Genomic DNA, 12,933 nt, shown 5'->3' with positions numbered 1-12,933 from the left:
TTGATTCAGAGGGTAGGGAATGCCACGGGTTCATTCGCACAGGCGGCAGGGGCTGCATCGGCGGCTCGGCGATCGCTGCTGTGCCGTCAGGCGAGCCGCGTCGATTGACGCTCCGGGTGCAACCCTCTAACCTTCGCGCGTGTTTCAGGTGCCCCGCCAGCCACGTCTGGCCAGGGTGAAACTGGGAAGTCGGTGAGCGCCCGCAGGGTGCGATTCCGGCGCTGCCCCCGCAACGGTAGGTGAGAGACGGCCGCGCAGGGCCACTGGGTACGATACCCGGGAAGGCGCGCAGGTCAGGGCCAGTGGCCCGCTCACGAGCCCGGAGACCGGCCTGATACTGCCAACGGCATCACGGAGGGTGATGCGCGGTGCACTCTGGCTTTGGCCAATGCCCCTGCGCGCGCTCCGTTTGCCTGCCCATTCCCTGACACGGCGCTCGATCGTGGTGTCAGCCAGCGGAGAACTTCCCATGAGCGACGCCACCGAGCGCGACGAACGCCATCTGGCACGGATGCAGCGCAAGAAAGCGGTCATTGACGAGCGCATTGCCAACTCCCCTAACGAATGCGGCCTGCTGCTGGTGCTCACCGGCAATGGCAAGGGCAAGAGCAGCTCGGCCTTCGGCATGCTGGCCCGGGCCCTGGGCCACGGCATGCAGTGCGGCGTGGTGCAGTTCATCAAGGGCCGCAACAGCACCGGCGAAGAGCTGTTCTTCAGGCGCTTTCCCGAACAGGTGCGCTATCACGTGATGGGTGAGGGCTTCACGTGGGAGACGCAGGATCGCCAGCGTGACATTGCGGCGGCAGAAGCGGCGTGGGCCGTCTCCCGGCAACTGCTGCAGGATCCTGCGGTGCAGTTCGTGGTGCTCGACGAGCTCAACATCGCGCTCAAGCACGGCTACCTTGATCTGGACCAGGTGCTGTCGGACATCCAGGCCCGCCCTCCCATGCAGCACGTCATCGTCACCGGTCGCGCGGCCAAGCCGGAAATGGTCGAGCTGGCCGACACCGTGACCGAAATGGGTATGCTCAAGCACGCGTTCCAGGCCGGTATCCGTGCCCAGAAGGGCGTCGAGCTGTGAGCCAGGCCCGCCATTGCCCCGCCGTTCTGATTGCCGCACCGGCCTCTGGCCAAGGCAAGACCACGGTCACTGCCGCGCTGGCGCGCCTGCACCGTAATTTGGGCCGCAAGGTGCGGGTGTTCAAATGCGGGCCTGACTTTCTTGACCCCATGATTCTCGAACGTGCCAGCGGTGCACCCGTTCGCCAGCTCGACCTGTGGATGATCGGTGCCGAGGAAAGCCGCCGGCTGCTCTGGGAGGCGGCAGGTGAAGCCGACCTGATTCTCATCGAAGGGGTGATGGGGCTGTTCGACGGCACCCCTTCGAGCGCCGACCTGGCGCGTCACTTCGGTGTGCCGGTGCTGGCTGTGATTGATGGTACGGCCATGGCGCAGACCTTTGGCGCGCTGGCGCTTGGCCTGGCGCGTTATCAGCCGGACCTGCCGTTTGCCGGAGTGTTGGCCAACCGGGTGGGCAGCCTGCGTCATGCGCAACTGCTCGAAGGCAGCCTGACGGAGGGCCTGCGTTGGTATGGCGGCTTGTCCCGCGAGCGCGGCATCGAACTGCCCAGCCGTCACCTGGGGTTGGTGCAGGCCAGCGAGTTGAACGACCTGGACGCACGTCTGGACGCTGCTGCCCAAGCATTGGGCGCCAGCTGCGATGCCGCGTTGCCACCGGCCGTCACCTTCGAGCCGGCCGATCCGCTACCCGCCCAGGCTACCTTGGCGGGTGTACGTATCGGTGTAGCCCGCGACGAAGCCTTTGCCTTTCTCTATGGCGCCAACCTGGACCTGTTGCGCCGTCTAGGCGCACAGGTGCAGTTTTTCTCCCCCCTGCATGATGCGCAGCTGCCCGAAGTGGACAGCCTGTACCTGCCCGGCGGTTACCCCGAGTTGCACCATCATGCCCTGGCGCGCAATACCTCAATGTGCCAGGCCATCCGCGCCCATCACGCCCAAGGCAAGCCACTGCTCGCCGAATGCGGCGGCATGCTGTATCTGCTCGACGCGCTGACCGACGTGGCCGGGGACAGGGTCGAGTTGCTCGGGTTGCTGCCGGGTGAAGCGACCATGCAAAAGCGCCTGGCGGCCCTGGCCCTGCAAGCGGTCGAGCTGCCCGAGGGCATACTGCGCGGCCATACCTACCACCACTCCCTGACCAGCACTGCGCTCGAGCCGCTGGCACGTGGGTTGAGCCCCAACGGCGGGCGCGGCAACGAAGCCGTGTATCGCCTGGGCCGCTTGACCGCGTCCTACGTGCACTTCTACTTCCCCTCCAACCCGGAGGCGGCCGCAGCGCTGCTTTGCCCATGAGCGAGCATGCGTTCAGCGACCAGGAGCGTGCCGCGGTCTATCGCGCCATCGGCGAGCGGCGCGACATGCGCCATTTCGTTCAAGGCGAGGTGGCGCCGCAGGTCATGACACGGTTACTCAGCGCAGCCCACCAGGCACCGAGCGTGGGCTTGATGCAGCCATGGCGGTTCATCCGCATCACCGAGCGGGCCTTGCGTGGGCGCATCCAGGCACTGGTGGAGGCCGAGCGGGCGTTGACTGCACAGGCGCTGGGCGAGCGCTCGGACGAATTCATGAAGCTCAAGGTAGAGGGCATCAACGATTGTGCCGAACTGTGGGTCGCCGCCTTGATGGACAACCGTGAGCCCCACATTTTCGGGCGCCGCACGCTGCCTGAGATGGACCTGGCCTCGCTCGCCTGCGCAATCCAGAACCTCTGGCTGGCCGCCCGTGCCGAAGGGCTGGGCATGGGCTGGGTATCGCTGTTCGATCCCAGGGCGCTGGCAGCGTTGCTTGGCATGCCCAGCGGCGCCAAACCCGTGGCCGTGCTGTGCCTGGGGCCGGTGGCGGCATTCTACCCTGCACCCATGCTGGTCATGCAGAACTGGGCCGAAGAACGGCCGTTGCACCAGATGCTGTTTGAAAACCGTTGGGGAGAAGGCGCATGAGCGTGGCGTTGCTGACCGTGGCCGGTGTGGCCCTGGATGCATTGTTCGGCGAGCCGCGGCGGCGCCATCCGCTCGTTGCGTTCGGCAACATGGCCAGCAGCCTTGAGCGGCGCTTCAATGCCGGCGGGCGTGGTTGGCGCAGTCATGGCGTGAGCGCCTGGTTCCTGGCGGTGGTGCCCCTGACCTTGCTGGCCCTCATGCTCTCCTGGCTGCCTGTGATCGGCTGGCTGGTCGATGTGCTGGCGTTGTACTGCGCCCTGGGGCTGCGCAGCCTGGGCGAACATGTGCTGCCGGTGGCCACGGCCCTGCGCCAGGGGGATCTGGAAGAAGCACGGCGGCGGGTGGGGTATCTGGTCAGCCGTGAAACCCGTGAGCTGGACGAGACGGCGGTTGCGCGGGCAGCCACTGAGTCGGTGCTGGAAAACGGCAGCGATGCCGTGTTCGCCGCCTTGTTCTGGTTTGCTGTGGCCGGGGCGCCAGGGGTGGTGCTTTATCGACTGAGCAACACCCTCGATGCCATGTGGGGCTATCGCAACGAGCGCTTCGAGCGCTTCGGCTGGTGCGCGGCGCGCATCGATGACCTACTCAACTACGTGCCGGCGCGCCTGGTCGCGCTTACTTATGCGGTGCTGGGCAAAACCCGTCTGGCGCTGGCCTGCTGGCGCCGCCAGGGGCCACTGTGGGACAGCCCCAACGCCGGCCCGGTCATGGCGGCCGGGGCAGGGGCCCTGGGTGTTGAATTGGGCGGGCCGGCGGTGTACCACGGCCAGCTGCACGACCGCCCGCGCCTGGGCGACGGCCCACCGGCCAGCCCCGATGCCATCGAGGGCGGTTGGACGCTGGTGCAGCGTGGGGTATGGCTGTGGCTGTTGGTGTTCTGTCTGGGAGCTTATCTGAATGCTTGAACATGGAGGCCGGCTGCTGCGCGCGGTTCGGCAGTACGGCATCGCCCGCGAGCAGTGGCTGGACCTGTCCAGCGGCATTGCCCCCTGGTCCTTCCCGATACCGCCGATCCCACTCGAAGCCTGGGCACGACTACCGGAAACAGACGATGGCCTCGAACAGGCGGCGTGTAGCTACTACGGCGCCACGCGACTGCTACCCGTAGCGGGCTCACAGGCTGCCATCCAGGCTCTGCCGCTGTTGCGCAGCTCGAGCCGGGTCGGGGTGCTGACGCCCTGTTATGCCGAGCATCCCTATGCCTGGCAGCGCGTTGGACACGCGTTGCTCGAGCTCGATGAGCATCAGGTCGACGACGCGCTCGACGACCTCGACGTCCTGGTCTTGGTCAACCCGAACAACCCCACCGGCCGTGTCGTGCCTGCGCCCACGCTGCTGGGATGGCATCAGCGCCTGGCAGCGCGCGGTGGTTGGCTGGTGGTCGATGAAGCCTTCATGGACAACAGCCCCGGAAACAGCGTGATGGAAAGTGCCGGGCGCCCAGGTTTGATCGTGCTGCGCTCGTTCGGCAAGTTCTTCGGCCTGGCCGGTGTGCGCCTGGGTTTCGTGGCCGCAGAGCACAGCTTGCTGCTGCGCCTGGCCGAACTGCTCGGCCCGTGGACCATCAATGGTCCCAGCCGGGTGCTGGCCCAGGCCAGCCTGACCGACCTGGCCATGCAGCAGCTGCAGCGCCAGCGCTGTGCAGACGCCAGCGAACGCTTGGCGGCTTTGCTCACCCATGCAGGGCTGGCGCCCGCCGGCGGGTGTGACCTGTTCCAGTACGTGCGGTGCGAGCATGCCGCGCGATTGCACGATCACCTTGCCCGACACGCGGTGCTGGTGCGCCTGTTCGAGCGCCCGGCGGCCTTGCGTTTCGGCTTACCGCCAAGCCATGCAGACGAACGACGATTGGCCCAGGCCCTGAGTGCCTACCCCAAGGACCTTACATGACGACCCTGATGGTGCAAGGCACCACCTCCGATGCCGGCAAGAGCACCCTGGTGACTGCCCTGTGCCGCTGGCTGCTGCGCCAGGGCATCGGCGTGGTGCCATTCAAGCCGCAGAACATGGCCCTCAACAGCGCCGTGACCGCCGACGGTGGCGAGATTGGCCGGGCCCAGGCGGTGCAGGCCCAGGCCTGTCGCCTGGCGCCGCACACCGACATGAACCCGGTGCTGCTCAAACCCAACAGCGACACAGGCGCCCAGGTGATCATCCATGGCCGTGCGGTGACCAGCATGAACGCGGTTGCCTACCACGATTACAAGGCCATCGCCATGCAGGCCGTGCTGGCCTCGCACCAGCGCCTGAGCCAGGGCTGGCCAGTGGTCATGGTCGAAGGCGCAGGGTCGCCGGCGGAGATCAACCTGCGGGCCGGCGACATTGCCAACATGGGGTTTGCCGAAGCCGTGGACTGCCCGGTGATCCTGGTCGCCGACATCAACCGCGGGGGCGTGTTCGCCCACCTGGTCGGTACCCTCGAACTGCTGTCGCCCAGCGAGCAGGCGCGGGTCAAAGGGTTTGTCATCAACCGTTTCAGGGGCGACATCGCTTTGTTGCAACCTGGGCTCGACTGGCTGGAGCAGCGCACCGGCAAACCCGTGCTAGGCGTGCTGCCGTACGTCACCGACCTGCACCTTGAAGCCGAGGACGGCATCGACCGGCGTCAGAGCGAAAAGCAGCAGCGCGTGCTCAAGGTGATCGTGCCGGTGCTGCCACGCATCAGCAACCACACTGACTTCGACCCGCTGCGCCTGCACCCGCAGGTCGACCTGCAGTTCATTGGCCCTGGTCAGCCGGTGCCGCCAGCGGACCTGATCATCCTGCCGGGTTCCAAGAGCGTGCGTGGCGACCTTGCGCAATTGCGCGCGCGTGGCTGGGACAGGGCCATCGAACGCCATCTGCGTTATGGCGGCAAGGTGATCGGTATCTGCGGCGGCCTGCAGATGCTTGGGCGCGAGGTACACGATCCGCTGGGCCTGGAGGGCGCTGCAGGCTCCAGCCCCGGCCTCGGCCTGCTGGACTACGCCACGGTGCTGGAAGCCGACAAGCAGTTGCGCAATGTCTCCGGAACCTTGCACCTGGACGCATCGCCCGTGACCGGCTACGAGATCCATGCCGGTGTCACCACTGGCCCTGCGCTGGCGCAACCGGCGGTACGCCTGGCCGACGGCCGCTGCGAGGGTGCCATCAGCACGGACGGCCAGGTGTTGGCCACATACCTGCACGGGTTGTTCGAGGGCAGCGCCTCCTGCGCGGCCCTGCTGCGCTGGGCTGGGCTTGAAGACGTGCAACTGATCGATTACGAGGCGTTGCGCGAGCGCGACATCGAACGCCTGGCTGACCTGGTGGACAAGCACCTGGACACCCAGCGCCTGCGCCAATTGTGTGGAGTACCCTGACGTGCGTACGTTCGTGATCGGCGGAGCCCGGTCTGGCAAGAGCCGCCTGGCCGAGCAGCGGGCAGCCGACTGCGGCCTGCCCGTGACCTATATCGCCACCAGTCAGCCGCTGGACGGCGAGCTCGATGAGCGGGTGCAGCTGCACCGCCAGCGCCGGCCCGTGGAGTGGGGGTTGATCGAAGAACCCTTGGCCCTGGCTGCTGTACTAAAGGCCGAAGCTGCTGCTGACCGCTGCCTGCTGGTGGACTGCCTGACGCTGTGGCTGACCAACCTGCTGATGCTGGATGACCCGCGCCGGTTGGCCGAGGAACGTGATGCCCTGTTGGGCTGCCTTGAACACCTGCCCGGCCACATCATCCTGGTCAGTAACGAGACTGGCCTGGGTGTGGTGCCCATGGGCGAGTTGACGCGACGTTACGTTGATTTGGCCGGTGTCGTGCACCAGGCGGTGGCCGAACGTTGCCAGCAGGTGATCCTCACGGTCGCTGGCCTCCCACTCACGCTCAAAGGACCTGCATCATGAACCCTGTCTGGTGGCAGATGCCCTGCCAGCCCATCGACGGTGCGGCCATGGCCGCAGCACGCGAGCGGCAGCAACAATTGACCAAGCCTGCCGGTTCACTCGGCCAGCTCGAAACGCTCGCTATTCAGCTGGCAGGCCTGCAGGGCTGCGAACGGCCGGTGCTCGAGCACGTTGCGATCAGCCTGTTCGCCGGCGACCACGGCGTGGTCGAGGAGGGCGTCTCGGCGTATCCTCAGGCCGTGACAGGCCAGATGTTGCGCAATTTCGTCGCCGGGGGTGCCGCCATCAGTGTGCTGGCGCGCCAACTGCACGCCACCTTGGAGGTGGTCGACCTCGGCACGGTCGACCCGACGCTCGCACTGCCGGGCGTTCGCCACGTGCACCTTGGCCCCGGTACGGCCAATTTCGCCCGAGAGCCCGCCCTGAGCGAGGCACAATTGCAGGCCGCCCTGCAGGCAGGTCGTGACAGCGCGCTGCGGGCGGCGACCCACGGCGCACAGCTGTTCATCGGCGGTGAAATGGGTATCGGCAACACCACCGCAGCGGCGGCGCTGGCCAGCGTACTGCTCGCCTGTCCGCCAGCCACGCTGAGCGGGCCAGGCACTGGGTTGGACAGTGCCGGCGTGCAGCACAAAGCGCACGTCATCGAGCGGGCTCTGGCCTTGCACCGCCTGGCGGCCGATGAACCGCTGCGTGCATTGGGCTGCGTGGGGGGCTTCGAGCTGGCGGCGCTGGCCGGCGCTTATCTGGCGTGTGCCCAGGCGGGTGTGGCGGTGCTGGTGGACGGGTTCATCTGCTCGGTAGCGGCCTTGGTGGCCGTGCGCCTCAACCCCCAGTGCCGCCCTTGGCTGTTGTTCGCCCACCAGGGTGCGGAGCCCGGCCACCAGACGGTGCTGAGCGCCTTGCAGGCCGAGCCTTTGCTGGCTCTGGGGCTGCGCCTGGGTGAGGGCAGTGGTGCCGCGCTGGCCGTGCCGTTGCTGCGGCTGGCCTGCGCGCTACACGGACAAATGGCGACCTTTGCCGAGGCTGCCGTGGCGGGCCGTCCGGCATGAGGCTCGACCTGCTGCGCCACGGGGAAACCGAGCAAGGTGGTCTGCGTGGCAGCCTCGATGACGCCCTGACCGAAAAGGGCTGGGCTCAAATGCGCGCCGCCGTGGCCGACGCAGGGCCTTGGCAGGCATTGGTCAGTTCGCCATTGCAGCGCTGTGGCCGATTTGCCGATGAGCTGGGCGCCAGGCTGGGCCTGCCCGTGCAGCGCGAGCCTGCATTGCAAGAACTGCATTTCGGCGATTGGGAAGGGCGCACGGCGTTGCAGATCATGGAACACGACGCCCAGGCGCTTGGGCAGTTCTGGGCTGATCCCTACGGCTATACGCCGCCCAATGGCGAGCCGGTCCAGGCGTTTGCGCAGCGCGTCCTGACGGCCATTGAGGGGTTGTACCGCCAGCATGCTGGCAAGCGCGTACTGCTGGTCACCCATGGTGGTGTCATGCGGCTGCTGTTGGCCCGCGCCCGTGGCCTGCCCAGGGCGCAGCTGTTGCAAGTGGAAGTCGGCCATGGCGCATTGGTGCGCTTGCAAGTCGGCGAGGATGGCCAGCTGGTTGAGGGGGGTTAGCATGCTGCCATTCTGGATTGCCCTGCAGTTTCTAAGCAGCCTGCCTGTCACCTTGCCCGGCATGCCAACGCCACGCCAGGTAGGTCGCTCGTTGTTGTACTACCCCTTGGTCGGGCTGCTGTTCGGTCTCCTGCTATGGCTGGCCAGCCACTGGCTCGCAGGCGTTGCGGCGCCGCTGCATGCCGCCTTGCTGCTGAGCCTCTGGGTGCTGCTCAGTGGCGCGCTGCACCTGGACGGCCTGGCAGATAGCGCAGACGCCTGGCTAGGCGGGTTTGGTGATCGCGAACGCACGCTGCAGATCATGAAAGACCCGCGCAGCGGGCCGGCAGCGGTGGTGACGCTGGTTTTGGTGCTGCTGCTCAAGTTCTGCGCCTTGTGGGCACTGATCGAGCAGGGAGCTGGCCTGCAACTGGTGCTGGCACCGGTCATCGGTCGAGCAGCGCTGCTGGGGCTGTTCCTGTGTACCCCCTATGTGCGGCCTGGCGGGTTGGGCCAGGCGCTGGCCGAGCACATGCCCCGCCGCGCAGCAGGGTGGGTACTGTTGACCTGTGCCGGCCTGGGCCTGACATTGGCTGGCTGGGCAATGGTGCTGACGGCGGTCGTGTTCGTCGCCTTGCGCAGGCTGATGTGCAATCGCCTGGGCGGTACCACGGGCGATACCGCAGGTGCACTGCTGGAGCTGCTTGAGCTCACCGTTCTGCTGGGCGTTGTGATGATCCCGTGAGCCAATCGGGGCAGCGTGGTCTGGGATTTATCCAATTATGTAGGACGACTCTGAAGGCGCCTTCTACAAAGATCATCTGAAAAAAAGCCGGCAAACTAATCCTGTAAAACGCCTTCACCGGATGCATTACCCTCAGGCGCTTGTTTCCAAGAGGCGTGTGTGATGCATTATTGGCTGCTCTTCCTGGCCCTGCTGGGCTTCACTCCACCTGCCGCCCAGGCAGCCGACCTCATGGCGTTCTGGGACCAACCCCGGCATGGGGGCAACAGCTTCAATCGATTGCCCCCTGACCAGGCCTACTTTGATGCCCTCCGGGCTTATGGCGCGACCTGGGTTCGGGTGTCCTATGACAAATGGCGACCTGCGGACAGGGACTTTCTATTGGGCAATGCCGATGGCTACCACGGTTTGCCCGCCAGCGACCTGGCTACCCTGCGGTCGGTGTTGGATCGGGCCCATCGAGCCGGCCTCAAAGTGGTGATCGCACCGCTATCATTGCCGGGCATGCGCTGGTCGCAGAACAATAACGGCACCTTCGACGACCGACTGTGGCAGGACAAGACCTACTGGGCGCAGGCTGCAGCCTTTTGGCGCGACGTCGCCCGTGCGTTGAAGGATCATCCTGCGGTCGCTGCGTACAACCTGGTGAACGAGCCCGCACCGGAAAAGCGCAGCGATCTGCCCGAACATGCCAGCCCGGAGCGCATGCAACGCTGGTATGCGCGCGAGCAAGGCAGTGCGCGCGATTTGCCGGCGCTGTACCGGCAGTTGACGGCGGCCATACGCGAGGAGGATGCGGTAACGCCGATCATGGTGGATTCGGGCTGGTATGCCGCCGCCGATGCCTTCACTTATTGGCCCGCGCCGCTGCCCGATGACAGGGTGCTCTACAGCGTGCACATGTACGAACCCTATGCAGCGACCAGTGCGCCCAACATGACCCGCCGACAGCCGCTAGCCTATCCAGGGGCGGTGCCCTTTGCCGGCCAGCTTCAGCAATGGGACGGCCAGCGGGTGGCGCAGTACCTGCAAGCCCCGCTGAACTGGGCCGATACCATGAACGTGCCCCGTTCCCGCCTGGTGGTGGGCGAATTTGGCTGCATGCGCCGCCTGTCGGGCTGCCGCCAGTACCTGGAGGACGTACTGGGCGTGCTCGATCAGCACCGCTTGCACTGGGCGTTCTACAGTTTCCGCGAAGACAGCTGGGACGGGATGGACTACGAATTGGGCACCGCCAAAGTGCCCTGGCGCTATTGGCAGGCGATCGACCAGGGGTTGCCCGACCCGCTGCCGCGGCAAGCGACCCCCGCGTTCGAACCCATCCGCAAGCGACTGGCGACAGATCAATGACGACCTGCGCTGACGTCCTGCTTGCTGTCAGTCAGCTTCAGCGTTCATGCTGTAACCAAATGCTTCCTTGATGACTCGGCGTACGTGGCGGTGGATGGCCTTGCAGTGCCAGGTTTCATCAACGGCAGCACCTGACGACCTTGCGATGGGCTGGAGACAATAACAATGACGTCTGTATGGCGAACCAGTGGATGGGTGTTGACTGGGGCGGCGCTGATCCTTGCGCTGTCACTTGGCGTCAGGCACGGCTTTGGCTTGTTCCTGGCACCGATGAGCGCCGATTTTGGCTGGGGGCGTGGCGTCTTTGCCTTCGCCATCGCCTTGCAGAACCTGATCTGGGGCCTGGCCCAGCCTTTTGCCGGGGCGTTGGCCGATCGCCTTGGCGCCTCGCGGGTGGTGATGGTTGGCGGCGTGCTGTATGCGGTGGGCCTGGCGATGATGGGCATGGCCGACTCTGCCTGGTCGTTGTCATTGAGCGCCGGGCTGTTGATCGGCATTGGCCTGTCGGGAACGTCCTTTTCGGTCATCCTGGGCGTCGTCGGCCGGGCCGTGCCGCCTGAAAAGCGCAGCATGGCCATGGGCATTGCCAGCGCCGCCGGTTCGTTCGGTCAGTTCGCCATGCTGCCCGGCACCCTCGGCCTGATCCAATGGCTCGGCTGGTCGGCGGCTTTGCTGGTGCTGGGCATGCTGGTGGCCTTCATCGTGCCGTTGGTAGGCCTGTTGCGCGACCGTCCCTTGCCCGCTCACGGCAACGAGCAGACGCTGGGCGAGGCGCTGCGTGAGGCGTGTGGGCACGCCGGTTTCTGGCTGCTGGCGCTGGGCTTTTTCGTGTGCGGCTTTCAGGTGGTGTTCATCGGGGTGCACCTGCCGGCGTACCTGGTGGACCAGCATCTGCCAGCCACCACGGGCACCACGGTGCTGGCCCTGGTGGGGCTGTTCAATATCGTGGGCACGTTCACGGCCGGTTGGCTGGGCGGGCGCCTGTCCAAGCCACGCTTGCTGACTGGGCTCTACCTGCTGCGTGCGGTCGTCATCGTGCTGTTTCTCTGGGCGCCGGTGAGTGCATTCAGCGCGTACCTGTTCGGTATTGCGATGGGCCTGTTGTGGCTGTCCACGGTGCCGCTCACCAACGGCACCGTCGCCACGGTCTTCGGCGTGCGCAACTTGTCGATGCTTGGCGGAATTGTGTTCCTGTTCCACCAGCTCGGGGCGTTTCTGGGCGGTTGGCTGGGTGGCGTCGTGTATGACCGCACTGGCAGCTATGACCTGGTCTGGCAGATCGCAATTCTGCTGAGTGTCTTGGCTGCGGCGCTCAACTGGCCGGTCCGTGAACGGCCTGTGGCACGCTTGCAGGTAACGGCGGCATGAACCCAGTATTGATCCGTATGGCTCTGGCGGTGGTGGCGCTTTTGGTGCTGATGCTGGCCTGGTGGGGGTGGCACGAGGGCGGCATGGCGCTCATGCAATTGGGCATGGGCGTCTGTTAGCCGCTACGCTGCCAGTTCAAGGTTGATCGAGCAGGAGCGGGATGTCATGAGCGTGAAGTGGATGGTGGTGCCGGTATTGGCGTTGATGGCCAGCGCATCCAGCTGGGCGACCGAATGCCCGGCCGTGTTGCAGGGTACGCTGCCGGAGTTGCGGGGCAAGGGTGAGGTCGCGTTGTGCGAGCGGTTTGCCGGTAAGCCTTTGGTGGTGATCAACACGGCCAGTTATTGCGGGTTTGCGCCGCAGTTCGAGGGGCTTGAGGCGGTGTACAAACAGTACCATGGCCGTGGGCTTGAGATGCTGGGTGTGCCTTCGAACGACTTCAAGCAGGAGGATGCGGACAGCGAGAAGACGGCGAAGGTGTGTTATGCGAATTATGGCGTGACGTTCACCATGACCAAGGAACAGGCAGTGCGGGGCAAGGATGCGATTCCGATGTTTGCGGAGTTGGCCAGGCAGAGCAGTGCGCCCAAGTGGAATTTCTACAAGTATGTGATTGATCGTCAGGGCAAGGTGATTGGTAGTTTTTCGAGTTTGACGAAACCGGATGATGCCGAGTTTAAGGCAGCGATTGAGAAGGCTATCGCTTCGCAGCCTTGATCTTTTGGTGCGCTCAACTATTGGTCTCAGTTCAATTGCGGTGGTTTCGAGTCATTGAACTGTAGTGATCTGTGGCTGATGAATATATGAAAGGTTATAAGGGTTCTTAGCCAATTGCCTGCAATCGATTGGAGCGGCCTTGTGCCGCGATGGGCCGCGTCCGTAGGGGTTTGTGTGGCGTTAAAGTTTGGAATCTGCTCGAATGCCAGTTCTAGAGAATGCGCTGTTTCGCTCTTGCTCTTGCTCTTGCTCTTGATTCTAAGCGCGCGGTAGTT

At 65.3% G+C, this 12,933-nt stretch carries 15 protein-coding genes and 1 riboswitch; of the genes, 14 read left to right on the top strand and 1 reads right to left on the bottom strand.

Going from position 1 to position 12,933, the window contains the following annotated elements; translation table 11 throughout:
• Positions 1-129: 129 nt before the first annotated feature.
• Positions 130-350: riboswitch (cobalamin riboswitch) on the top strand.
• Positions 351-469: 119 nt separating this feature from the next.
• The 14 genes from cobO to ACK59L_RS12215 all read left to right on the top strand — a co-directional run bounded on the left by cobO (position 470) and on the right by ACK59L_RS12215 (position 12,658).
• Positions 470-1,081 (top strand): cob(I)yrinic acid a,c-diamide adenosyltransferase, encoded by a 612-nt coding sequence (gene cobO, locus ACK59L_RS12280; protein WP_027913925.1) that lies wholly within the window; start codon positions 470-472, stop codon positions 1,079-1,081.
• On the top strand, positions 1,078-2,373 hold the full coding sequence (locus tag ACK59L_RS12275; RefSeq protein ID WP_409273873.1) for a cobyrinate a,c-diamide synthase: 1,296 nt from the start codon (positions 1,078-1,080) through the stop codon (positions 2,371-2,373). Before cobO ends, ACK59L_RS12275 begins: the two co-directional genes overlap by 4 nt.
• Entirely contained in the window at positions 2,364-3,020 is a 657-nt protein-coding gene (bluB, locus tag ACK59L_RS12270; RefSeq protein ID WP_196136357.1) for a 5,6-dimethylbenzimidazole synthase, read from the top strand. Before ACK59L_RS12275 ends, bluB begins: the two co-directional genes overlap by 10 nt.
• Positions 3,017-3,925, top strand: a complete 909-nt coding sequence (cbiB, locus tag ACK59L_RS12265) for an adenosylcobinamide-phosphate synthase CbiB (RefSeq protein WP_058605357.1) — start codon at positions 3,017-3,019, stop codon at positions 3,923-3,925. Before bluB ends, cbiB begins: the two co-directional genes overlap by 4 nt.
• Positions 3,918-4,910 carry a threonine-phosphate decarboxylase CobD gene (gene cobD, locus ACK59L_RS12260; protein ID WP_409273870.1) on the top strand — a complete coding sequence of 331 codons (993 nt, stop codon included), beginning with the start codon at positions 3,918-3,920 and terminating at the stop codon, positions 4,908-4,910. The genes cbiB and cobD overlap by 8 nt, the downstream gene beginning before the upstream one ends.
• Positions 4,907-6,361, top strand: a complete 1,455-nt coding sequence (locus ACK59L_RS12255; protein WP_196136359.1) for a cobyric acid synthase — start codon at positions 4,907-4,909, stop codon at positions 6,359-6,361. Before cobD ends, ACK59L_RS12255 begins: the two co-directional genes overlap by 4 nt.
• Before the next feature lies 1 nt (position 6,362).
• Complete coding sequence (gene cobU, locus ACK59L_RS12250; protein ID WP_058605360.1) at positions 6,363-6,884, top strand: bifunctional adenosylcobinamide kinase/adenosylcobinamide-phosphate guanylyltransferase; 522 nt, start codon at positions 6,363-6,365, stop codon at positions 6,882-6,884.
• Positions 6,881-7,936 carry a nicotinate-nucleotide--dimethylbenzimidazole phosphoribosyltransferase gene (gene cobT, locus ACK59L_RS12245; RefSeq protein WP_409273867.1) on the top strand — a complete coding sequence of 352 codons (1,056 nt, stop codon included), beginning with the start codon at positions 6,881-6,883 and terminating at the stop codon, positions 7,934-7,936. The genes cobU and cobT overlap by 4 nt, the downstream gene beginning before the upstream one ends.
• Complete coding sequence (gene cobC, locus ACK59L_RS12240; RefSeq protein ID WP_058605362.1) at positions 7,933-8,499, top strand: alpha-ribazole phosphatase family protein; 567 nt, start codon at positions 7,933-7,935, stop codon at positions 8,497-8,499. Before cobT ends, cobC begins: the two co-directional genes overlap by 4 nt.
• 1 nt (position 8,500) lies before the next feature.
• The gene (locus ACK59L_RS12235) at positions 8,501-9,223 is read left to right on the top strand and encodes an adenosylcobinamide-GDP ribazoletransferase (RefSeq protein ID WP_409273865.1); all 723 of its coding nucleotides are present in this window, start codon (positions 8,501-8,503) and stop codon (positions 9,221-9,223) included.
• A 231-nt stretch (positions 9,224-9,454) separates the two neighbouring features.
• Positions 9,455-10,573 carry a glycoside hydrolase family 5 protein gene (locus ACK59L_RS12230; protein ID WP_409273908.1) on the top strand — a complete coding sequence of 373 codons (1,119 nt, stop codon included), beginning with the start codon at positions 9,455-9,457 and terminating at the stop codon, positions 10,571-10,573.
• Between the two features lie 165 nt (positions 10,574-10,738).
• Positions 10,739-11,941 carry an MFS transporter gene (locus ACK59L_RS12225; RefSeq protein ID WP_409273863.1) on the top strand — a complete coding sequence of 401 codons (1,203 nt, stop codon included), beginning with the start codon at positions 10,739-10,741 and terminating at the stop codon, positions 11,939-11,941.
• Positions 11,938-12,060, top strand: a complete 123-nt coding sequence (locus ACK59L_RS12220; protein WP_409273861.1) for a hypothetical protein — start codon at positions 11,938-11,940, stop codon at positions 12,058-12,060. The genes ACK59L_RS12225 and ACK59L_RS12220 overlap by 4 nt, the downstream gene beginning before the upstream one ends.
• A gap of 46 nt (positions 12,061-12,106) precedes the next feature.
• Positions 12,107-12,658, top strand: coding sequence for a glutathione peroxidase (locus ACK59L_RS12215; protein WP_058639477.1), 552 nt, complete (start codon positions 12,107-12,109; stop codon positions 12,656-12,658).
• 26 nt (positions 12,659-12,684) lie between these two features.
• On the opposite strand, the gene ACK59L_RS12210 is transcribed toward ACK59L_RS12215, so the two are convergent.
• The coding region (locus tag ACK59L_RS12210; protein WP_409273859.1) for a hypothetical protein at positions 12,685-12,933 on the bottom strand (249 nt) is incomplete at its 5' end.

Origin of the sequence: Pseudomonas sp. KCJK9111, assembly GCF_046231935.1 — a bacterium.
In the GTDB taxonomy this organism is placed as follows: Bacteria; Pseudomonadota; Gammaproteobacteria; order Pseudomonadales; family Pseudomonadaceae; genus Aquipseudomonas; species Aquipseudomonas parafulva_B.
The sequence above is the reverse complement of the archived record's forward strand: the minus strand, read 5'-3'. Positions and strand labels throughout refer to the sequence as shown.